Consider the following 23,509-nt stretch of genomic DNA (forward strand, 5'->3'; position numbering starts at 1 on the left):
GGATGGAGCTTTTGTCAATTTTGACTAAATGTTTCATCCCTTCATTTTGAAGAAAAAGGTGAAAAAGATGCAACTTACAATAGAAGAAGTCGTGCAAGCAGTGGAAGGAATCTATACGGGTGCACCGGAAGTTGTGATTTCAGGTGTAGAATTCGATAGTCGAAAAATTGTCGCAGGAAATTTATTTGTGCCGTTAGCTGGTGCGCGGGATGGTCATGAATTTATTCAACAAGCGATTGAGAATGGGGCAGTGGCAACGTTTTGGTCACGACCTGTCGATGAAACGCTAGAGATTTCTGTCATCCAAGTGGCTGATCCATTAGTGGCGATGCAACAGTTGGCACGCTATTATTTAGAAAAAGTCGGGGCTGAAGTGGTGGCGATTACAGGCAGCAACGGCAAAACGACCACGAAGGATATGACGGAAGCGGTGCTTGCTCAAAAATTTGCGACCTACAAGACGCAAGGCAATTATAATAACAACATTGGCTTGCCATATACGATTTTGCATATGCCAGAGACGACTGAAAAACTTATTCTAGAGATGGGTATGGATCATGCGGGGGAGATTGAAGAGCTTTCCTTATTGGCGAGACCAGCTGTTGCAGCAATTACGATGATTGGCGAAGCGCATATCGAAAATTTAGGGTCACGTGAAGGCATTGCCAAGGCGAAAATGGAGATTGTTACGGGCTTGTCAGAGAATGGTTTGTTAGTGATTCCTTCTACTGAACCGTTACTCACGCCACTCGTGGCAGATTTACCGCAGACGATTAAAACCTTTGGATTACATGAGGCTGATGTGACGGCGACGATTGTTTCTGAAGAGAAGACGCAGACAATCTTCAAGATTGGTGAGCAGGTCATGACGATTCCTGTGCCGGGAAGCTACAACGTGACGAATGCTTTAATCGCTTATCAAATTGGTTGCTGGTTTAACCTTTCAATCGAGCAGATTCAGACAGGCTTGGCGAATTTTCAATTGACGCAAAATCGGACACAGTGGGTGAAGGCGGGCAATGGTGCAGACATTTTAAGTGATGTCTACAATGCGAACCCGACGGCGATGGGCTTAGTCTTGGATACGGTCAGAAATCTAGAAACGACGGGGAACAGAATTGCTGTCTTGGCGGATATGCTCGAGTTAGGTCCTGATTCAAAAATGATGCATGCCAGTATGGCAGAGCATGTAGATGCTTCTTTTGCTAAATTATTTTTATACGGTGAAGAGATGACCGCTTTAAAAGCACGATTGTCCGAAGAACAGCCTGAGATGTGGGTGGAATTATTTGCTAAGGATCAAAAAGAGCAATTAATTCAGTCACTGATTCAAACAATTCAGCCTACCGATATGGTGGTAATAAAGGGCAGCAACGGGATGGGGCTTGCTGAAGTTGTGAAAGAATTAGAAAATATGAAATGAAAAAGTATAAAACTTGCTGAAAACAAGATAATATGATAGAATAACCTATTGCCGAAAGATGAAGAAATTTAATTGGAACTATCTATATGAGAATAGATTTTTATATTGATAACGAAGCTGAACGAATCCCGTTTGGCTTTTCTAATGCCTGACTTCGTGAAGAGAATTTTTCGGTGGTGTCACGATAGCTGAGAATGCGCGGAACCATTAATGGCAATTGTAGACAAAAGACTTATTTTTCTCTTCAACTAAACGAATCGACGGGAGCCAGCAAGCGATTGAATAAATTGCAATAAGCTAAATCCTCAGTCAACAACTATCTTAGGAGGATACCACTTGAAATTTAAAGAACTAAATTTATCACCAGAATTATTAGCAGCAGTAGAACGAGCAGGATTTGAGGAAGCAACACCGATCCAGGAAGCAACAATCTCTCTTGCCTTAGACGGCAGAGACGTGATTGGACAAGCCCAAACGGGGACTGGTAAAACAGCCGCTTTCGGATTACCTATGTTGGAAAAGATTGATACGAATAATCGTGACCTACAAGGATTAGTAATTGCGCCAACGCGTGAATTAGCTATCCAAACGCAAGAAGAATTGTTCCGTTTAGGTAAAGATAAAAAAATTCGTGTGCAAGCTGTCTACGGTGGTGCTGATATCGGCCGCCAAATTCGTGGCTTAAAAGATCGTCCACATATCGTTGTCGGAACACCTGGCCGGATGCTTGACCATATCAACCGTCACACCCTAAAACTAGGCACAGTTCAAACGCTTGTTTTAGATGAAGCGGATGAAATGTTAAACATGGGCTTCTTAGAAGATATCGAAAAGATTATCTCGCAAGTCCCAAGTGAACGCCAAACATTATTATTCTCAGCAACAATGCCACCAGCAATTAAGAGCATTGGTGTGAAATTCATGCAATCACCTGAGCATGTTCAAATTAAAACAAAAGAAATGACAGCAGACTTAATCGATCAGTATTATGTACGCTCAAAAGATTTTGAAAAATTTGATATCATGACTCGTTTACTAGATGTTCAAACACCGGAATTAACGATTGTTTTCGGTCGTACAAAACGTCGTGTTGATGAATTAGCTCGTGGACTTGAAGCGCGTGGTTATCGTGCAGAAGGAATCCATGGCGATTTATCTCAACAAAAACGGATGAGCGTTTTACGTTCGTTCAAGAGTGGTCACTTAGACATTCTAGTGGCAACAGATGTAGCCGCTCGTGGTCTAGATATTTCTGGCGTAACTCACGTTTACAACTATGATATTCCTCAAGATCCAGAAAGCTATGTTCACCGTATTGGTCGGACTGGTCGTGCTGGTAAAGGCGGAATGTCAGTAACGTTTGTGACACCGAATGAGATGAGCTACTTACACGTTATCGAAAACTTAACCAAAAAACGCATGACTCCTCTACGTCCACCTTCTGAAAAAGAAGCTTTCAAAGGTCAATTAGGTGCGGCGATTGAAGAAGTTGAAACAAAACTTGAAGAAAACGGTCTAGATAAATATCTATCAGCATCAGATGATTTATTAGAAAAATATGAAGCGCAAGATTTAGTTGCGTTATTATTAAAAACTATTTCTAAAGACCCTTCAGATTCAGTGCCAGTTAAAATTACGCCAGAACGTCCATTGCCAGCCAATAAAAAAGGCTTTAACAAAAATGGCAAACGTGGCGGAGGCGGGGGCGGCAATAATGGCCCACGTGCTCGTAAAGAGGGTGGCGGCGGCTACCGTGGCAAAGAAGGCGGCGGCAGTAGTTACCGTGGCAACAAAAACAGCAAAAGCGGCGGCAACAGCAGCTACAACAACAAGAACGGCAATCGTCCATCAAATGGTGGCGGCAAACGTTCAAATGATAAAAAACGTGGCTTTGTAATCCGTAGCAACAACGACTAATTACAAAGAATTACTGAATAAATTAGCCTAAGAAAATCTCTCGCTCAAACCGAGAGATTTTCTTTTTTTGTGATATACAGGGTTATGAGTGGTTTTTCTTTTTTTTTTTGGTAGAATAGGAATATCTTAACTTTGGAGAACGAAAAAAATATGATAAAAGGGATTGGCATAGACGCGGTTGAATTAAAGAGAATTGAGAAAATAATTAAAGAAAAAAGAAGTTTTGCCCAAAGAGTGTTGACAACTAACGAACTGATGTTGTTTAATGACTTGACACTACATCGGCAGGTAGAATTTTTAGCTGGCCGATATGCCTGTAAAGAAGCTTTTTCAAAAGCATGGGGCACAGGGATTGGAAAAGTTAATTTCCAACAGATTGAAATTCTTAAGAATGAATTTGGTGCTCCTATCGTGACGAACTCGCCACACCAAGGCAACGTATTTGTGACAATTACTCATACAGATACGACGGCTATAGCCCAAATTTTGTTGGAAGACTGAGAAAGAAGGAATGAAACATGGTTGTCGCTACTTATCGACCAACAAGAGCGATTGTACATACACAAGCGATTCAAGAGAATGTCGAGAATGAACGCAGACGGTTAGCTGAGGGCACAGAATTATTTGCTGTGGTTAAGGCTAATGGTTATGGTCACGGAGCGTTAGAGACGGCCCAGGCAGCATTGGCTGGTGGCGCGACTGGTTTCTGTGTGGCAACACTTGATGAAGCAATAGAATTACGTGAGGCAGGGTTTACTGAGCCTATCTTGGTGATGAGTTTTATTGAGCCTTGTTACAGTGCACTTGCTGCGGCGCATGATATAGCGATTGCGATTGGGACAAAGGAAGGTTTAAGAGAGACGGTCGCTTTGTTGGCTGCTGGAAACGTAGCGAATCAATTGAAGATTCATCTAGCGATAGATACTGGGATGGGTCGAATCGGTTTTTGTTCTTTAGCAGAAGTGCTTGAAGCGATTCAACTAATTGATCACTCAGAAAACTTGTTATGGGAAGGTTTGTTTACTCATTTTGCCACAGCGGATCAAGCAGATGACCGTTATTGGCAACAACAGTTAGAAAGATTTAAGGAAATTTTGGCTGGCTTGCCACGAGAACCGCGCTATGTGCATACAAGTAATAGTGCAACGGCCCTTTGGCATGAAGCAGGTATCGGGAATATGGTTCGCTATGGCGTTTCGATGTACGGACTGAACCCATCTGGTCATGCATTACCTGCACCGTATCCGTTGAAGCCAGCTTTAGAACTTGTTTCCGCATTGATGCAGGTAAAACATTTGCCTGAGGGTGCCGGGATTGGCTATGGGAAAACTTATGTCACGTCCACTACCGAGTGGATTGGAACGGTGCCGATTGGTTATGCCGATGGTTGGCTTCGAAACATGCAAGGATTTCACTTGCTTGTTGAAGGCGAACGTTGTGAGATTGTCGGTCGAGTGTGCATGGATCAATTAATGATTCGTTTGCCACGTGCCTTTCCGGTCGGAACAAAGGTGACATTGATTGGTGAAAACCAACAGGAAATAATTAGTATGCAGGATGTGGCAGATCAATTAGTCACCATTCATTATGAGGTTGCCTGTACGCTTTCTGCTCGCGTCCCAAGAATATATCAGAAATGAAGGAGAAGTTAATGGTAAAACGCGGTGATATTTATTTTGCAGACCTTTCTCCAGTCGTTGGATCAGAGCAAGGTGGAATCAGACCTGTAGTCATTATTCAGAATAATTTAGGGAATCATTTTAGTCCAACTGTAATTATTGCAGCTATTACGGCGAAAATGGCGAAGCCTAAATTACCGACACATGTTGGTATTAAAGCAAGTGAGGATGGGATAGATAAAGATTCTGTTATCTTACTAGAACAAATTCGGACCATTGACAAGAGTCGATTAAAAGAAAAAGTGTGTCACTTAGATCAAAGAACGATGAGCAGTGTCGATCGCGCACTACGCGTTAGCATAGGAATTGAGCCAACGAATCATGGTCATCATTCGCATAAGGATGATAAAGGTCATGGACATGGAACTAAATCTAGTCATACATAAGAATCGCGTGATAGATAAGTAGATGAAAGGGAAGGTGAGGCTGCGGTCTCGCTTTTTCTTATATAAAGGAGTGAATGGGAAGCAGATGGCCTATTTTGTGATTAGTTGTGTAACGATACTGTTTATTTTCTTTGTGATTAAAGGCGTCCGTGGCTGGCGGAATCAATTAAAGCATCCAGTCACTGAAATTTATGGCTTAGTGGTTAAAAAATACGCTGAGGAGACGGCGGGCATCAAGCATTATTTTATTATTTTTCAAGTGCGCGAGGTGGAGACTGTCTATCAAATCCCGCATGAAGTTTATATTAAGATTGAACCACCTGTGAGAGGTTTGTTGCGCCATAGAGGCAGTCAATTTGTGTCCTTTGAATAAGTGCGTGTGTGTTTCTGAGTGGATTTAATTCGGACGTCCTTTTTTTGGCGAAAAATAAGTAGTTGTCGTACACTTGAAGAAAAGGAGTGGAGACGATGAAACGACTTGCAATCAAAGAGTATGGGCCAGCAAAGGCGGTCTTTGAAGCGATTGAGGCACAACCGAGAGCAGTTGGACCCGCGCATATTCGTGTGTCGCTAGAAGCTTTTGCATTGAATCCGTATGATGTCAGTGTCAGAAGTGGTCGAATGAAAGAAGTTCAGTCAGTCAAGTTTCCTTATGTCTTAGGTCATGATGGTACGGGGATTGTGACAGAAGTCGGCGCTGAGGTGACGGAATTAAAAGTGGGGGATGCGGTGATTGTCTACCCCATCTCAGGTACTTACGGTGAGGAAGTCGTCTTGCCTGCCAAAAAAGCTGTGAAGCGACCTAGTAATATGTCGATTGCTGAAGCCGCGGCGTTACCCACGATGGGGATTACTGCTTATAATATTCTTCATCAGCTGTTAAAAATTAAGAAAGGGTTAGTGGTGATGGTTCAAGGTGCTTCAGGCGGAGTGGGTTCACTCCTGATTCAATTGTTAAAAGCGAACGGAAATCACGTCTTGGCCAGTGCATCAGCGAAAAATGAGGACTTTGTTAAAGGCTTAGGCGCGGATGAATTTGTTGCCTATGATCAAGCAGATGCTGGGGCTGTCTTTGCCAATCGAGCAACTATCGTAATTGACGCAACGAAGGGCAGTTTGTCTGCAGCTAGTGGCATGCAAATTTTAAAGGAAAATGGCACCTATATTGCCTTGAATAATTTGCCAAAAGAGGCTGAGCGAACGAAGTCTGGTACTTATATCGCTTTTCAACCAAAGCGAGAATATCCGGATAAGGAAGCATTGGAAGCCTTGGTTTCTCTTTATGAGAGAGATCAATTGTCGATTCATGTAGCAGAGGTTTGGCCATTTACCTTGGCGAATGTTATTAAGGGACATGAACTGTTGGAAGGTCATCCCCCGGCAGGTAAAATAGTTATTCAAATAAAAGAGTAGGTAAGGAAGAGTAGATGGACAAGGAAACGTGGGCGTTACTAAAGGAAAATTTTACAGAGTTTGAGTTTATCGAATCGAGGTATTATCGGTTACGTGAGATTGAAAATAATCGGTATGAAATGGCCTGTATTCTATTGGGTCCCTGTGGCGATAAAACCTATCATCCACAGATAACAGTGACTGTCGAAGAGGAAGTTACACCACTTACCTTGATTGATACAGAAGTTGTTCCAAATGTGTATCTGACTCGAGAGACACAACCGCAACAATTACAACAAGCGCTAGATAAGTTGGTAGCCGATTTTTTACAGGCCAAAAACTTAGCGCTATAGAATAAATAATAATCAACCAATCTAAAAGAACGTGTGGCTCATAATATGCAAATGTTTGGGGCCACTTGCCGCATAAGGTGATTGTCAGGCCAGTCAATAATGGCTATGACAATCGCTTTTTTTGTGTAATCATTTGTTTGTTCTACTAGAAGAAAATAAAAATTCGTTCCAATACTCTTTCTATGAGAAGCGTGGTAAAGTAAAGCAAGGAACAATGTGGACGAATGCTTGGTTTCTCGATGGAAAGGCTCTCAATTTTGACAGTTGTTTCTATTTGTCAAAAAAAGCCTCTCGTTCAGTGGGTCTTGATTGCATTCGCTGAAAAAAATATGGTAAAGTAGTTCAGCTAATCAAAATGCACGAAGGATGTGTCTGAAGTGAATCATATCAAAAATACGTTTAAGTTATTCGTTTTGGATTGGAGACGAATTTTTAGAAATCCAATCGCGACGCTTTTAATTATTGCCCTAATGATCATCCCCTCGCTGTATGCTTGGTTTAATATCAAGGCATTATGGGATCCATATGGGAATACCGGGGAATTACCGATTGCCGTATATAGTGCCGATAAATCGACGACTTTTCAGGACAAAGAAGTGGCCATCGGCGATGAGGTCATGAAGAGTTTGCACAAAAATAAACAGTTAGGTTGGCGTTTCGTCGATTCCAAGAAGGAATTAGACGATGGAGTGAAATCAGGCGAATACTATGCAGGAATTTATTTGCCAGAAGACTTCTCGACTGACTTATTAAGCTTCACGACAGGGGATATCAAAAAGCCCACGATTGAGTATTCAATCAATGAGAAAATTAATGCGATTGCGCCGAAAATTGCCGACAAAGGGGCCAGCTCGATTCAAGCGCAAATCACTGATGAATTTACCAAGACTGCCAGCTCAACCTTGATCAAGGTCTTTAATGAGATTGGCTATGATTTGGATAGTAACCTTGTCAGCATTACCAAGGTTAAAGATATGATTCTTTCCACCGATAAGGATTTAGATAAAATTGAAGGTTATACCAAAGAAGTCATCGAACTAAATAATAAAATGCCTGAGTTGAAGGATAAATTGGCGAAGGCCAATGAATTTGTCGAGTATGTACCGAAAGTTAATGAAATGGGCGAAAAATTAATTGCCTTAAACGATAAAATGCCGCAACTTAAGCAACAAGCAGCAATTATTTTGACGTTGCAGTCTAAGATTCCAGAAATTCAGAATGCCGGCGCGCAATTAGCACAGGTCGACAATGATTTTGATTCAATCGAACAAACCATGAATGAAGGAATTGATGAAGCGAAGACTGGCTTACAAATTATTCAACAAGTCCAAACGGCGATGCCAGACATTAAAGAGTTGGGTAATCAAGCCAGTGATCTTTCTAAGACTACTAGCGATGCGCTAGGACAATTTCAAACAGCTTTGCCAGGAATCACAACCAGTATCAAGGTGACGTTAGAAACGCTGGGAGATGTTTCTTCTGACGTAGTCTCAATCACAGGTGAGCTTCAAGACGTGATTAATGACAATCAGCTGACCGATGAAGAAAAAGCAGCAGCGATCTCAGCTTTGTCGCATTTTTCAGAAAAACTAGCGAATCAACTGACTGCGATTGACGATTTAATGGCGTTGTTTGAAAAAATCCAAGCCTTACCAGACGGACCAGATTTGAGTGGTCAAATTGAGAAATTAAATAACTTAAAAACATTGATTCAAGGAATGAAAACGCGAATTGATGGCGTGGTTGCTGCGGGGCCAGATGCGATAAATGTCGATGGCTTACAAGCTTTACTAGGCGACATTAATGCGTTTGCTGGTTCAGTTAATACGATTGTTTCAGGAATTGATCCGGAAGCAATTAGTACGCAAATATCAACAATTCTCAGCAAGAGTCTAGCGGCTTTAAAGAATGCTGATGATTTGTTAGCAAAAGTCAAAACAATTGATTTCGACTCATTGTTGTCTTCCACTAAAACGACTGTCAGTCGGGCGATTGATACGTTAGAAAAATATCAAAAACAAATGCCGGCAATTCGCCAAGAAATTCATGATGCGAATACTTTATTGAATGGTCATATGGACGAGATTGTTAATGGCATCAATAAGGGCGCAGATTTGTATAATAATGAGTTGCCTGTGTTAGAAAGTAAGTTAGGTTTGGCTGCCAACTTTATTCAAAATGATTGGCCTGATTTGGAGAAAGAAATCACGACCACTTTGAAGACGGTCAATGACAAAATGCCGATGGTGGAAAGTGCGTTGAGTAAAGCCACGGACTTAATTAATAACGATTGGCCAAGTATAAAATCAGGGATTAGTAAAGCTGCGGATGCGATTCGAAAAGGTGAAAGCGAAGTTGACTTGGGGCAAGTGATTAAACTCTTGAAGCTGGATGCCAACAAGGAAAGTGATTTCTTCACGCAGCCAGTCAATTTGAAAACCAATCAGCTCTATCCAATTGCTAATAATGGTTCGGCTAGTACGCCATTCTATACAGCTCTTTGTCTATGGGTCGGCGCGGTGCTCTTTTCTAGTATTGCAACAACCGATTATTTCTTAAAAGAAAAAGACAAACGGAAATACAGCAAACGCGAACAATTTTCTGCTCGGATGTTGACCTTCTTAACGATGGGACTTGCCCAAGGCTTAATTGTTACCTTAGGAAATTATTTCTTATTAGGCGTCGATGTGCGTCATCCCGTCTACAGCGTGCTCTTTGGCCTGTTGATTGCCTTGACCTTTATGATGATGGTCTATGTTCTAGTAGCCCTCTTTGGCAATGTCGGTAAGGGGATCGCGATTATTATCCTGGTGCTCTCTATTTCCGGCGGGGGTGGGAACTACCCAATTCAAGTATCCGGAAAATTCTTCCAAATGATTAATCCATTCTTGCCATTTACTCATGCAGTAAATCTCTTACGGGAATCCGCTGGGGGAATTTACTGGCCAAATGCGATGAACGCCATTTGGATTATGATTGCACTCTTCGTTGTCTTTGCGATTGTTGGTGTCTGGTTCTATCCATATATCGAAACGCAAATGAAGAAATTGACGAAGATTTCACACGAAAGTCATATTTTCCATTAATCATAAGAGTGATTGAAATGTAAGATGAAAGCCAGATAAATCGCGTAGTAACTAATAAATATATGCGAAGAAAATAAGTGAAAAGCAACTAGAAAAATCGATCGGGATATAAAATTCCTAATCGGTTTTTTTGTCGTCAGCTTGGAATTTCCAATAGAGGTGGCAACCCTTTTCTAGATAAATCACTGAGGATAAGCTTGGTTAGTTCTTGCTAATTTTTGTTAATCTAGTACTATTTAAGTAATTGGAACACGGAAGGTCGGAGGAAATGAAGAAATTACTGATTATCGATGATGAAATTGATTTACTCTCTTCTTTTAAAGAATATTTTCAAATGGAAGGCTACCTTGTTTATACTGCGAAATGTGCGAATGAAGGCTTGAGTAAACTGCAGGCGGTTCCTGATCTCATCGTTTTAGATGTCTCGATGCCAGAGATTGATGGTTTTGAGTTATGTCAGAGAATTAGGAACGAGGTTAGCTGTCCGATTTTATTTTTATCGGCGAGGGAAGAGGAAGAGAATCGGATTCGTGGCTTACAAGTCGGTGGCGATGATTATTTAATTAAACCGGTTAGTCTGAAAGAACTTTCTTACCGGATTGCGGCCCATTTACGTAGAGAAGAACGCCGTAGAGAGACAGTTAATCCGAGTATTCGATTTTTTGGCGATATCTCAATCGATGAGGAGCAGAAGCAGGTATTTGTGAAAGGCGACTCTCTGCAGCTGACCAAAGTCGAGTTTGAGATTGTCAGTTATCTTACAGAACACGTACCGCGGGTCTGCTCAAAAGAAATGATCTATACACATCTTTGGCAGTATGAAAAAGAAGGAAATGAAGATATTATTATGGAGCATATTCGCAGAATTAGAAATAAATTTCTTCTATATACGAAAAAAGAGGTGGTTCATACAGTTTGGGGGCAGGGGTATCAATGGATTGGTTAAATGACTGGGTGGAACGTCTGGTAATGAAGAACCGAAAATTGAACAAAGCCTTATTCTTCTATATTACGTGTGGGGTGCTGAGTGCTATGACTGCAACGCTATTGACTCACGCAATTTGTGTCAGCTGGGAGCAGCTGCTTCTAGATGATTCAACGGCACTTCAGACTCTCTCAAATCTGTTACGTTTTCGGCCTCCAGAAAGTCTGCCTGAGGAAATCAAAATGGCTATCTTTTGCTTAGAAATGGTTCGGACGATGGCTGTCTACTTTTATAGTATTATCGGTATTTATCTTGTTGTCGGCTTATTTTATAAGCGAAATATTTTACAACCCATCCAGATTTTAGAAGAGAATCTGTTGGCGATGAAACGCGGAGACTTTGACCAGTCGAATCTCTATAGAACGTATGATGAGTTTGAAAAAATTTCTCGTGAGATTGATTCCTTAAGAAAGCTTTTCTTAAAACAAGAGAAGCAGTTCGCTCAGATTAATCAGGATCAGAGAGCCATAAACTCAGCTTTTTCGCATGATATGCGGACACCATTGGCGATTTTGCAGAATAATTTAGACTTACTAGAAGTCTATTTTCAACAAGGCGAGTTGAAGGAAGAAAAGTTCTACCAATTGGCAGGTAAAATGCAAGAAACGATTATCCGGTTGACGGAATTTTCAAAAACCATGCAAGAGATCCAAAAGATTGAAGAGATTCCTCTGTTAAAGGTGCCTGTTTTGGTCAGTCGATTTGTTGATAATCTGAACGAATTGCCTAGCCTGTACCCAGATAAGCAAATAGTCATCAAAGTGAAAGCGTCTGAAAGCATGATGATGCTTGACTTAAAAATAGTTCAGGAAGCGATGGAAAATATTCTTACTAATGCCTATCGATTTGCGAAAGAAAAAATCGAGATTCAGTTAGAAATTCGTGGAAACTACCTGACTCTATTTGTTAAGGATGACGGAGTGGGCTTCTCAAAAGAGGAACTTAATCGAGCTAAAGAACCCTATTATTCCCAAAATAAAGACACTCATTTTGGGATGGGACTAGCAATTGCAGAGATCTTAACGCGGAAGCACGGAGGATTGACTAAACTAGCGAATGGGGTTAATGGTGGAGCAATCGTGACCCTGATTTTTTCTTGCTCGGATAACTGAGGAACGTAGAGAATTTATAGAGATTTCTTTAGTAAACTATCGTCAAGGAGGGGAATATTTATGGAAATACAGATTCAACATTTAAACCAATATTATGGAAAAAAACAAATTCTCCATGACATCAATTTGACGATTACTACAGGAATGTACGGCTTGCTCGGGCGAAATGGAGCAGGTAAGACGACGCTATTGAAGACTTTGGTGACCTTGTTACCTGTCAAGGAGGGGGCGGTGACCATTGATGGTGTGTCTATTCATAAGCAAAAAGAAATCCGTGCCAAGATTGGCTTTCTGCCACAGGATTTTTCGATGTATGGTAATATGACCGCTTATGAAGCGTTAGATTATTTAGGCATACTATCTGAACTGGATAACAAGACGCGGAAAATACGCGTGCCTCAATTATTGGAGCAAGTGAATTTATCTATCCATAAACGAGTCAAGGTAAAAGCGATGTCGGGTGGCATGAAACGACGTTTGGGAATTGCGCAAGCCTTGTTAAATAATCCCGATGTGTTAGTGGTCGATGAACCGACCGCGGGACTTGACCCAGAAGAACGGTTACGTTTTCGAAATTTATTAGCTGAGGTGAGTGAAAATAAAATTGTTTTATTATCGACCCATATTGCCAGCGATATTGAGGCAACGGCTGAAAAAGTGGCTGTTTTGGATGAAGGCCGAATTTTGTTTGCTGACACGATTGAGGCATTAATTATGCGGGCAAATGGTAAAATTTTCAGTGTCCAAATTCCACGGACTGAATTAGACGAGCTAAAAAAACAAGTCCAAATCATTAGTCTACAGCAGGACAGTAGTCTGGTTGATGTTCGATTTATAAGCCATGGAGATTCAACAATTATGCAGCATCCACTAGTGAAGGAAGAAGTCCCTTCTTTGGAAGACGCCTATCTCTATTTATTGTCGGAGGGGATCAAATGAGTCTACTGGGGAAAGAAATTAAACTAACCGCCAAAAGTTTGACTTACGTAATATTCGTCCTATTCTTAGGCATCTTTATCTATACGCAGCTTGGCCTGAACTCAGTTGCCTTAAAAGAACCTAGTCCCAATCAGGAAACTTATGGGACTCGACCGACGATGAATAAAAAGAGTATTCAGCAGCAAACGATTTTCCAACTCTTTTTACAATATAAAGAAAATAGTTATACAACTTATCCTTTTGGGATTTATCGAGCGGTGACAGCCTCCGCACAAGAGCAAGCAAAGATTGCTGAAATACTTGAACAAGCCAGTGGGCAGTCATTGACCAACTTGGATAAATGGTTTGATGCAGCGCTAAATCAGAGCGAAGAGTCAGATGTTGATGAGTTTTCTGCAACATTTCCACTGGCAAAAACGTATGCTTATCAAACGTTTCAAAAGGATATGCAGCAGGTCGAGAAAATTATTGGTAGTGGCTCTGATTTTTCGAGTGCTCGCTACAAAAGCCTCGCTACCGAACCTTTGACTTATGAAGACGCGCAGGATGAATTTAATCAGGTCCTGACTGTTGATCATGTTTCGGGAGCAGTTGCTCGCTTGACGTGTGATTATCTGGGAATTATTTTAGCACTACTACCGGTGTTTTTGACTGCGACAGTTGTTCTACGGGATAAACGGGCAAACGCTCAATTAGTTATTCACACCAAAAAAGTATCGACGATAAAGCTCTATGCGACGCGTTTTTTTGCCACCTGTACCTTGATTCTTTTACCTGTAATCGTAATTACGTTAATGCCGGCATTACAAGCGGTTTTTGTGGCACATAAATATCAACAAGTAAGCTCCTTCTTTCTTTTCTATCAATATATTATCGGCTGGTTAGTTCCGACGATTGTCGCAGTGGTCGGCTTAAGCTTTTTAGTGACCACGCTCTTTAATGGACTGATTAGCATCATCGTTCAACTAGTCATCTGGTTGTTATCGCTAATGAATCAAGGCCTGAATTTGGTCGGTTCTGTTGGCATGAGCCTGATTCCACGTTTCAACGCATTGGGGCAAACAGAGATATTTTATCGGATGTTGCCTGACTTGATAAAGAATCGTGTGTTTTGGTTGAGTTTTGGGATTATTTGTTTTATTGTCAGCTGCGTTTTAGCAGACTGGAAACGAAAAGGGGGCGGTTTCTTTGCAAAAAGAGGCAAAGATAACTAAGGTATTTTGGACCGCTCATTTTTGGCCGTTTGCTGGATTAGCTGTTGTTCTAACACTTCTTTTCCCAGTAATTTTTGGTGTAAAAAATGGTACTTACAATCAATCAGCGTATCTCTTTCAACATTTTTTTCCTTTCATTAGCCTGTCATTGTTTATTCCACTCTTCTCACCAGATGATGAAAAGATTTTGGCGGTACTTCGGACGAAAAAGATACCGTATGTAGAAATTCTTTTATTAAGATTGGTTTCCATCCTGATTTTTTTAGGCTGTCTGATTATCGGTTTGCTAGAATTATTTCAGCTCCAGAATGCAGCGATTGCCTTTATGCCATTTCTCATCAGCGGTTTTTCTGATGCGCTATTTTTAGGCGGGCTCTTTTCAATCGGCTATTTGCTTAGTCAGCAAGTGATTGTCGCACTGATGTTTCCCTTGTTCTATTATATTATTTGTCTGTTCACCGGAGATCACTATCTAAAAAGCTTCTATTTATTTACATTGGGAAGCTCATTAAAAGATCGCAAACTGTTATTGTTACTTGTAGGTATACTGTTTATAGGAGTCAGTATACTTTATCAAGGAAGAGTGAAACCAATCAGTAATTTCCGTATAGATACACGAAATAAATCTGCCCATTAGATTTCACATGTTATCCACACACCTTTTTGATGGATCGCTTACGTATCCGTCTAAAGTCCCTTTTCCTTTCTTTTGTGAAGTGTTAAACTAGAAAGAAAACGAATCAGCGAGGGTCTCTTATGACAACTACCATGTTTATTATTTTAGTCTTTGTTGCAATTTTTGTCGCAATTATCGGATTAGAAATTTCGAATCGTATAAAATTGCGAAAATTAGTTCAGATGAAGTGGGGCAAACAGCCAAATCAACCACGCTTTGATAAGGAAACAAGCTTAAAGGAAGCCTGGAAAGCGGCAAGTGCCTACCAAAAATTTACTAGTGAAGTCGATGACATTACTTGGTACGATTTAGATATGTTTGCAGTCTTTGAATTGATTAATGCAACCTATTCAAGTACCGGTTCAGAAGCGCTTTATCAGCGGTTAAGAAATTATAATTTTGATAATAAAGACAATCAAACGATGGAGAAATTGATTCAATTTTATCAAGAACAGCCGAAAATACGCGAAGATATCCAGTTTCACTTTGCAAGATTGGGCAAGAAAGACAATAATTTTGTGAAGCAGTATCTTTCAGATGCACAATCGAAACAAATTGCCAATCAGTGGCTCTATATTTGTTTAGGTTTGTTACCATTCGTCGGGTTTGGGATAGCTTTCGTTCAACCGATGGTAGGCATTCTAACGATAATAGGTTCTATCTGTTTTAATACCGTCTATTACCTCATCAAAAAACAAACGTTAGATACAGAACTGAATAGTATGAGTTATCTTGTACAAACAATTTCTGCAGCGAATGCTATCGTCAAGCTTGATTCTCCGTTGAAAAAAGAATTGATGGAATATTTAGCTCCATTAAAAAGTATTCCTAAATTCGGCTTTTCTTTTCGTGTCAAAGTGGGAAGTGAAGCAGAGATGCTTTTCGACTATATCAATATCATGTTCATGTTACCATTTATCTCATACCATTATGTGCTGAATCACCTTGAAAAAAATCAAGGAAAAGCCAAAAAATTATGGGATATTCTGGGACAATATGAAGTCGCTGCAGCCGTTTTAAATTTCAGAACGTATATGCCGATTACTTGCCAACCTAATTTTGCTAAAGGTGGTGTAGTTTCTGAGGGGATTTATCACCCACTACTCTCTAAAGCTGTTATGAACGATGTTGACTGGCAAGACAATACGCTAGTCACAGGATCCAATGCTTCAGGCAAATCGACGTATGTTAAAAGCGTCGCAATCAGCTGTATTTTAGCTCAGACAATCCAAACCGCAGTCGCTGAAAATTTCACCCTACAAGAAGGTCATGTCCTCACTTCAATGGCCGTTGAGGATGATATCTTTGAAGGCGATAGCTATTTTGTGGCTGAGATTAAATCCATCAAGCGCGTGCTGGATAAGGCCAAGACGGAAGAAAGATGTTACTGTTTTGTCGATGAAATTTTGAAGGGAACCAATACCATCGAACGAATCTCGGCCTCAGCCAGTGTCGTTGATTGGCTAAGTGATTATCCATCGATCGCGTTTGTCGCAACTCACGATATCGAATTGACTGAAATACTAAAAAATAGTTGTAAGAATGTCCATTTCGAAGAGCAAGTCACGAAAGAACACGGCATTACCTTTGATTACAAGCTACGCCAAGGACCATCGAAAACCCGCAATGCGATCGAACTACTTAAAGTCATGAATTATCCAAAAGAAGTCGTCGCTAAAGCAAAAGAAGAAGCGGAAGGCTTCGATGCAACAAGACAATGGCAAGTGCTGTAAGAAATATTCGAATAAAAAGATAGTGGGATAACAAGAAGAAATCTGGATGTATCCTAATAAAATGATAAAAATGTCATCTGCCTATAATTGGTAGATGACATTTTTTTGAATTTTTCAGATGTTTTTACTGAGCCGCACACGTTTAGCAATCTTTTCGATTAGTAGCAGAGCTGGTAATTGAGAGGTTAGCTCAATCGTTTTTTCTTTGTTACTGCTTGATTTATAGATTGTTTCACGAGTGATGTAATAGGGAATATTTAAATCTGAGAGGCGGCTGATTGTTGATTTTTCTGTATTGGTAATAGAAATAATCGCGCAGCCTTTCGTGTTTAGACGTTTTAAATAATGAATAATTTCTTTGGTTTCACCTGAAACAGATAGAGCAATAATGCAGGTCTTTTTAAGAATATCTTCTGGAAACCATTGGATAGGGTAATTTGAAGGATCTTCTATTCGCAAGGCAGACTGAGAAAGATTCGTGAAATAAAGCGTACCGTACTCGGCAATTGTCTCTGAGGAACCAGAGCCTAAAAATAAGACCAGTTCCTTGTTTAGTAAAATGTCGACTGCTTCTTGAATTTTGTTAGATAGGAATGGTTGATTCAATCGCATAAGGAAGTCGACATATTGAGATTCGTCACTGTCAGATATCTGTGTTTTATTGATGGAATCCTCGTAAAGACGTAATTTTACTTGAAATTCTTTGTAGCCGCTACATTCAAACTTTTGACAAAAACGTGCAATGCTCGCTGTACTGGTATGTGTTTGAGCTGCTAATTCTTTGATTTTCATTCGAGAGGCTTCCTTTAGATGATGGGCAACGTAGTGATAGATTTCATCTTCTAGAGGAGTTAATTCGGGTACATAATCTAAAAATAACATGGCTAAACGAGTCCTCCTTTTATGACACGCCTTGATACATTTATGTGACAATTGACAATGGTCGGGCATTCAGACAATCATCGGGAATTTTAACTTTGCCGTTCCATCAGGTGATATACTTCATTATAGAGTTTGAAAACGCATTCTGCAAGGCGATTAGGAGGACGAATATGAAGTACACATTTCCAAAAAACTTTTTTTGGGGCGCTGCAACTAGTGCGACACAATCAGAGGGAAGAGAAGCAAATGATCAGAAAGGGGAAAATATTTGGGATTATTCATCAGTAAAATATAACTATCGATTTTATCAAGGAGTGACCACCGAACAAACGTCAACTTTCTATAAGGAATACAAAGAAGATGTTCAACGAATGGCGGATCTTTCGTTTAACTCATTTCGAACATCCATCTCGTGGTCACGGCTGATCCCTGACGGTGTTGGCGAAGTCAATCAAGAAGCCGTTCGCTTTTATCGCAACATGTTAGAGGAGCTTAATCAAAAAGGTATCCAACCATTTATCAATCTGTACCATTTCGATATGCCTATGAAATTACAAGAGAAAGGAGGATTTGAGAATCGTGAGGTAATTGAGGCGTTTAAAAAATATGCTGAAACGTGTTTCGAACTATTTGATGATTTGGTGGCGTATTGGTTTACCTTTAATGAACCGATGATTCCGGCAGAAGCTGGTTATTTACACGATCGTCACTACCCTTATGTCGTTGATTTTAAGCGAGCTGCAACAGTGATGCATCATATCATTTTGGCGCATTGTGAAGCAGTCAAATCATATCGAGCAGCGTATCAGGGCAAGATTGGGATCATTATGGATATTATTCCGGTGTATCCTAGAAGTCAAAATCCAGCTGATTTAAAAGCGGCTGAAATGGCTGATTTATTTTATACCCGTAGTCTAAATGAAGCAATTTTAAAAGGAGCATATCCAGCAGAATTGCGACCAATTCTTGAACAATATGATCAGATGCCAGAGGTTACCTCAGAGGATTTAGCTTTGATTAAAGAAACAACAATCGATTTATTGGGTGTGAATTATTACAAGCCGCGAAGAGTGAAGGCCAAAGAATATCTAGTTGATGTCAATGGAATATTTTCACCGGAATGGTTCTTCGATGATTACATTATGCCAGGACGCCGGATGAATACGTCTAGAGGAATTGAGATTTATCCAGAAGCGATGTACGATATCGCAAAAAAAATTCAAAATGATTATGGCAATATCGATTGGTTCATTTCAGAAAATGGGATAGGAATACAGAATGAGGAAGCGTTTATAGAAGAGGGGATGGTTCAAGACGATTATCGGATTGATTTTGTCAAAGAGCATCTTCAGTGGTTGCATAAAGCGATGGCTGAGGGCAGCAATTGTCTAGGGTATCATATGTGGACTTTTGTCGATTGCTGGTCATGGATCAACGCCTACAAAAATCGCTATGGGTTTTATCGTATGGATTTAGAAACAGGTGAAAAAACGGTCAAGAAATCAGGGTTATGGTTTAAAACGGTTATTGAAAATAAAGGGTTTGATTAAATAAATATGAAGTTGTTAGTCCGAAACACTAGAAAAGAAGACTATTTCTCAATAAATTTGCATAGGAAAGCTACCCCGAACTTTAATTAATCAAGTATCAGCATAGAGATAGTAAATTAATTAAAAACATGAGCATTGTTGGGAAGTCGTTGCTTTTCTAGTGTTGAAATTATCAGTATAAAAGAAGAAATACGACGATAAAATTTGCGCAAATATATTTTACGAGGAGTGAAAATAATGAAAGTTTTGGATTCAGTCGCAATGAAACTTTTACCTATAGCAAATAAAATTGGACAGCAGAGACATTTACAAGCAGTCAGAAATGGCTTAATCTCAATCTTACCATTGACGATTGTCGGCTCATTTTTCACGATTTTATTGAATTTACCAGTACCAGGGTATGCAGATTTCATTGCACCATACATTTCTGCGTTAGATGTTCCATTTCGTTTCACAGTAGGGTTAATGTCATTATATGCAGCTTTTACTATAGGTTCTTATCTAGGCTCTAGCTATAAATTAGATAAGACAACCAGTGGATTTTTATCAATGCTCGCTACTTTACTTATGGTCATGCCTGTCAACTTAGCTGAAGGTGTAGATACTGCAGGAAATACCATTGCAGTTGGCCGCTATATTCCAATTACACCTTTAGGTTCTCAAGGATTATTCGCTGCAATTATTGCTGCCTTAATTTCTGTAGAAATCTATCGTTTCACTAAAGAAAAGAAATTAGAAATAAAAATGCCCGATGGTGTACCACCAGTCGTAGGGGAATCATTTGCGGCTTTATTACCAACACTATTCGTAGTATTATTATTTTGGATTCCTCGACATTTCTTTAATTTTAATTTAAATGATCTTCTAGTCATCGCAATATCACCACTTAAAGCGTTCTTAACAGGTAATAATTTATTTGGTGGTATTATTACTCAATTCTTTATCTGTGTATTTTGGGCTTTGGGGATTCATGGACATGCCGTTCTAGGACCAATTATTCGACCATTCTGGGATCAAGCTATTTTAGAAAATGCTGAACTTTTCCAAAACGGAACAAGTGCTTTCCACTTACCAAATATTTTCACAGAGCAATTTTATCAATGGTATGCACAAATGGGTGGGACTGGTGCAACTTTAGCATTAGTCGTATTGTTTATGTTTTCTAAATCTAAATATCTAAAACAGTTAGGCAAGCTTTCGATTTTACCAGGAATATTTAATATCAATGAGCCAGTTATTTTCGGTGCACCAATCGTTATGAATCCACTATTAGCCATTCCATTTATCTTAGTACCTATCGTGAATACTATTTTGGTTTATATCGTAACGGCACTAAATTTGATGCCTAAAATGATGGTTAAACCGCCATTTTCTATTCCTGCACCTCTGGGAGCTTTGATTACTTCAAATTGGAATATCGTGGCACTAATCATGGTCTTTGTTTGCTTCTTCGTGTCTTTGGCAATTTACTACCCATTTTTCAAAATGTTTGAAAAAATTCAAGTAGAGCAAGAAAAAGGTGAGTTTAAAGAAGTCTCAGCAGAGTAACGAAGAAAGAGGGGACAAAAATGATTATATTTTTAAGCTTTTGCTTAATACTATTGGTTCAATGGTATTTTAGAGAGTCTGATTTGTTAACTCGCTGGAAATTCCGCTGGGTTTTATTAGGCTGTATCTTAGGAATTCTATTTTCAGTTCCAATCAGTATATTAATCAATTCAGAATATCCAACTATTGTGGCAACAGTTATCTTAGGAACCACACTTCAAATAAAATATATGTCTCAGTTCAGAAAAGGTTTTTAGAATCATAGTATAAGGTAGTGAAAAAAAGGGTCACATTAATTAATATCAGTGACGACAATCCCATCTCTTCCCACCCTAATATTTTCAACAAAAAAATCAGGCACCTGTCAAGTGACGGTGTCTGATTTTATTTACTATTCAAATGAGTTTCGCTAATCTAGTCAGTTTTCTCCTCATCGATTCTTCTCTTTAAGATAGCTCAAAAGTTCAGTCAGCACCTGGCATTGTTCCTGGATGCTGGCACCAATTGTTGTTTCTTTGATTAGCGTTCGTTTGACCTTGGCATCGATGACTTTCTTCAAATAAGTTCGATCGCGCCGTTCTTCTAATAGTTGTGGAATAGAATGGAACGGTTGATGCGTGACAATCTGAAAGCCAAAGGAATTATTTAATAGGGAGTAGCCTGCGATTCCGGTGGTTTCTTGGTAAGCTTTTGACAATCCGCCATCTATCACAAAAAGTTTGCCTGAGGCTTTAATTGGCGATTCACCTTTTGTAACTTTTACCGGCGTATGTCCGTTGATAATCTTTGAATCTAGACTATCTAAGCCAAAATGTGTCAGAATCATCTGGCAAGTTTTCTCCGTATTTCTCAATTGGTAATAGGGATTACTAATTTCTTTATGCGTCTGTTTATCTTCAATAAAATAACGTTCAAAGGTAGTCATAGCACTCCGACCAAATAAGGGTGAAGCTTTTCCAACCCAACTATACCAGATTAAATCGGTGGCTAAATCGTCGTGAACAGCGGGTGATAAACTACTCTGGCGAATCTTTTTCTCGAATTCTTCCAACAGAGATTTACCGAAATAGAACACGCCGTCAATCTTTAATTCCATGAAGCGTCCGTCTTCGTTAAGTGGAATACAGCCGTGATACAACAAGTGATTATTATACACTAAGTACATGCTGCCTTTTGCCAATAAAAATTTCATGTGTCGTTGCAGTTTTTCAGAATGTTGAAAAGAGTGCATGAGACTTTGCACGACATATTTTTCCTCTTCCGATAATTGATAAGGCTGGTCAGCTGAAACAGTCTGGAAACAAGCATGAATTAAGGGATGAGACTGATCTGTTAGTTGCAGTTGATTAGTTTCCAAATCAATTTTGTCTAACAACAGACGATCTGCCATCTGAAATTCTGGTCGGCGTTGGATGATTTGTCCTTCTAATTTAAACTGTAAGATAGTTAAGGCTTGATGAACTTTTTCCAAACGTTCGTCGCTTTCAGGTTGAAAAGCTTTGCCTTCCTTGCGGGCCTTCGGTGCAAATCCGGCATTTTTTTGATACGTATCTTCTGCAAATAAAAATAGCGGTCGCAAGTTTAATGAATAAGCACTTTCAAGCTCATACAGATAATTATAGCGAGCAGCAATCCGTAAGAGGGTCAACAAACAGGCTTCAGAGCCAGCATGGGCACCTAGCCAAAGAATATCATGATTGCCCCACTGAATGTCCAGTGAATGATAAGACATCAGGCGGTCCATAATTTTGTCAGCATTGGGGCCACGGTCAAATAAGTCGCCGACAATATGCAGATGATCTAAAACTAGTCGCTGAATGCTCGTTGAGACTTCGACAATAAAAGCTGGTGCCTCGCCTAATTCAATCAAACGCGTCAAAATTTCTTGATAGTAGGTCTCTTTCTCATTCAGCGAGATGTCTGTGTAGAGCAGCTCCTCCACAATATAAGTATAATTTTTAGGTAAGGCTTTGCGGACCTTTGAACGTGTATATTTGGACGCTGCATAAGTTAATAGTCGAATTAATTTAAGAATTGTTTTCTCATACCACTGATGATTCTTTTCTGGGAAAAAATTAGGGTCCTTCAGAATTTCTTTCGGATAAGCAACTAATAAGGAGAAGGCATCTTTCTCAGTTTCGGACAAGGTATCACCAAAGCATTCACTAATCTTCCCGCGTAAATTACCCGCACCCGTCCGTAAAATATGATCAAAGGCTGGATACTCTCCGTGAATATCACTCAAATATAGTTCTGTTCCTTTAGGTAAATTTAAGATGGCTTCTAAATTAATTAATTCAGTGATAATTTCGCCACTATTTTCGAATTCTTTTGCCAGTAAGTCAAAATATTTTTTCTGCGTCATATAATTCTCTCCTGTGAAATTGGTCTAGTTATACAATAGCATAAAATAGTGGTTTTTGGGAGGGTCTATTCAATTTAGGTATAGTTGTATTTGGAGCACTTATGATGAAATAATTGTCCGATTTTCTACCAAGATGCGTCCACTATTTTTTTAAATGAGAAACTGACAGAGAATTCCACGTTTTGCTCAGCGTCTTCTTACGAAAAATTATTGAAATTTTCATTGACTTTATTGTTCAGTGAGCGTAGCATACTGTTTTGTTTATCTGT

Annotated in this window: 20 protein-coding genes; 18 read left to right on the forward strand and 2 right to left on the reverse strand. The window is 39.7% G+C overall.

Annotation, left to right across the window (positions count from 1 at the left end; all coding sequences use genetic code 11):
- Nucleotides 1–67 precede the first annotated feature (67 nt).
- The 15 genes from BAU15_RS02425 to BAU15_RS02495 all read left to right on the forward strand — a co-directional run bounded on the left by BAU15_RS02425 (nt 68) and on the right by BAU15_RS02495 (nt 16,895).
- Nucleotides 68–1,423, forward strand: a complete 1,356-nt coding sequence (locus tag BAU15_RS02425) for a UDP-N-acetylmuramoyl-tripeptide--D-alanyl-D-alanine ligase (RefSeq protein ID WP_161841147.1) — start codon at nt 68–70, stop codon at nt 1,421–1,423.
- A 336-nt stretch (nt 1,424–1,759) separates the two neighbouring features.
- Entirely contained in the window at nt 1,760–3,340 is a 1,581-nt protein-coding gene (cshA, locus tag BAU15_RS02430) for a degradosome RNA helicase CshA (RefSeq protein ID WP_161841148.1), read from the forward strand.
- A 150-nt stretch (nt 3,341–3,490) separates the two neighbouring features.
- Nucleotides 3,491–3,841: a holo-ACP synthase gene (gene acpS / locus BAU15_RS02435; protein ID WP_161841149.1), complete on the forward strand. Its 351-nt coding sequence runs from the start codon at nt 3,491–3,493 to the stop codon at nt 3,839–3,841.
- 17 nt (nt 3,842–3,858) lie between these two features.
- A complete protein-coding gene (gene alr / locus BAU15_RS02440) occupies nt 3,859–4,980 on the forward strand; it encodes an alanine racemase (protein WP_161841150.1) in 1,122 nt (373 codons plus the stop codon).
- Nucleotides 4,981–4,991: 11 nt separating this feature from the next.
- Nucleotides 4,992–5,405 carry a type II toxin-antitoxin system PemK/MazF family toxin gene (locus BAU15_RS02445; RefSeq protein WP_237580108.1) on the forward strand — a complete coding sequence of 138 codons (414 nt, stop codon included), beginning with the start codon at nt 4,992–4,994 and terminating at the stop codon, nt 5,403–5,405.
- An 85-nt stretch (nt 5,406–5,490) separates the two neighbouring features.
- Nucleotides 5,491–5,778, forward strand: a complete 288-nt coding sequence (locus tag BAU15_RS02450) for a hypothetical protein (protein ID WP_237580109.1) — start codon at nt 5,491–5,493, stop codon at nt 5,776–5,778.
- Between the two features lie 95 nt (nt 5,779–5,873).
- Nucleotides 5,874–6,818: an NADP-dependent oxidoreductase gene (locus tag BAU15_RS02455; protein WP_161841152.1), complete on the forward strand. Its 945-nt coding sequence runs from the start codon at nt 5,874–5,876 to the stop codon at nt 6,816–6,818.
- 14 nt (nt 6,819–6,832) lie between these two features.
- Nucleotides 6,833–7,150 carry a hypothetical protein gene (locus BAU15_RS02460; RefSeq protein ID WP_161841153.1) on the forward strand — a complete coding sequence of 106 codons (318 nt, stop codon included), beginning with the start codon at nt 6,833–6,835 and terminating at the stop codon, nt 7,148–7,150.
- 377 nt (nt 7,151–7,527) lie between these two features.
- Nucleotides 7,528–10,236: a YhgE/Pip domain-containing protein gene (locus tag BAU15_RS02465; protein ID WP_161841154.1), complete on the forward strand. Its 2,709-nt coding sequence runs from the start codon at nt 7,528–7,530 to the stop codon at nt 10,234–10,236.
- 268 nt (nt 10,237–10,504) lie between these two features.
- A complete protein-coding gene (locus BAU15_RS02470) occupies nt 10,505–11,182 on the forward strand; it encodes a response regulator transcription factor (RefSeq protein WP_161841155.1) in 678 nt (225 codons plus the stop codon).
- Nucleotides 11,170–12,333, forward strand: a complete 1,164-nt coding sequence (locus BAU15_RS02475; protein ID WP_161841156.1) for a sensor histidine kinase — start codon at nt 11,170–11,172, stop codon at nt 12,331–12,333. The genes BAU15_RS02470 and BAU15_RS02475 overlap by 13 nt, the downstream gene beginning before the upstream one ends.
- Nucleotides 12,334–12,393: 60 nt before the next feature.
- Nucleotides 12,394–13,272 (forward strand): ATP-binding cassette domain-containing protein, encoded by an 879-nt coding sequence (locus tag BAU15_RS02480; RefSeq protein ID WP_161841157.1) that lies wholly within the window; start codon nt 12,394–12,396, stop codon nt 13,270–13,272.
- Nucleotides 13,269–14,486, forward strand: a complete 1,218-nt coding sequence (locus BAU15_RS02485; protein ID WP_161841158.1) for an ABC transporter permease — start codon at nt 13,269–13,271, stop codon at nt 14,484–14,486. The genes BAU15_RS02480 and BAU15_RS02485 overlap by 4 nt, the downstream gene beginning before the upstream one ends.
- A complete protein-coding gene (locus BAU15_RS02490; RefSeq protein WP_161841159.1) occupies nt 14,461–15,123 on the forward strand; it encodes a hypothetical protein in 663 nt (220 codons plus the stop codon). Before BAU15_RS02485 ends, BAU15_RS02490 begins: the two co-directional genes overlap by 26 nt.
- A 119-nt stretch (nt 15,124–15,242) precedes the next feature.
- Entirely contained in the window at nt 15,243–16,895 is a 1,653-nt protein-coding gene (locus BAU15_RS02495; RefSeq protein WP_161841160.1) for a MutS-related protein, read from the forward strand.
- 114 nt (nt 16,896–17,009) lie between these two features.
- Here BAU15_RS02495 and BAU15_RS02500 read toward each other — a convergent pair whose 3' ends face one another.
- On the reverse strand, nt 17,010–17,777 hold the full coding sequence (locus tag BAU15_RS02500) for a MurR/RpiR family transcriptional regulator (RefSeq protein WP_161841161.1): 768 nt from the start codon (nt 17,775–17,777) through the stop codon (nt 17,010–17,012).
- Between the two features lie 170 nt (nt 17,778–17,947).
- Between BAU15_RS02500 and BAU15_RS02505 the strand changes: the two genes are divergently transcribed.
- From BAU15_RS02505 to BAU15_RS02515, 3 genes are all read left to right on the forward strand, one after another.
- The gene (locus BAU15_RS02505) at nt 17,948–19,327 is read left to right on the forward strand and encodes a glycoside hydrolase family 1 protein (protein WP_161841162.1); all 1,380 of its coding nucleotides are present in this window, start codon (nt 17,948–17,950) and stop codon (nt 19,325–19,327) included.
- Nucleotides 19,328–19,564: 237 nt separating this feature from the next.
- Nucleotides 19,565–20,875 carry a PTS sugar transporter subunit IIC gene (locus BAU15_RS02510; RefSeq protein WP_161841163.1) on the forward strand — a complete coding sequence of 437 codons (1,311 nt, stop codon included), beginning with the start codon at nt 19,565–19,567 and terminating at the stop codon, nt 20,873–20,875.
- A 20-nt stretch (nt 20,876–20,895) separates the two neighbouring features.
- A complete protein-coding gene (locus BAU15_RS02515; RefSeq protein WP_161841164.1) occupies nt 20,896–21,132 on the forward strand; it encodes a hypothetical protein in 237 nt (78 codons plus the stop codon).
- A 173-nt stretch (nt 21,133–21,305) separates the two neighbouring features.
- Here the strand turns inward: BAU15_RS02515 and BAU15_RS02520 are convergent, their stop codons facing one another.
- Nucleotides 21,306–23,240 (reverse strand): fructose-1,6-bisphosphatase, encoded by a 1,935-nt coding sequence (locus BAU15_RS02520; RefSeq protein WP_161841165.1) that lies wholly within the window; start codon nt 23,238–23,240, stop codon nt 21,306–21,308.
- Between the last annotated feature and the right edge of the window lie 269 nt (nt 23,241–23,509).

This window comes from Candidatus Enterococcus huntleyi, assembly GCF_009933175.1.
GTDB classification, from domain to species: domain Bacteria; phylum Bacillota; class Bacilli; order Lactobacillales; family Enterococcaceae; genus Enterococcus_K; species Enterococcus_K huntleyi.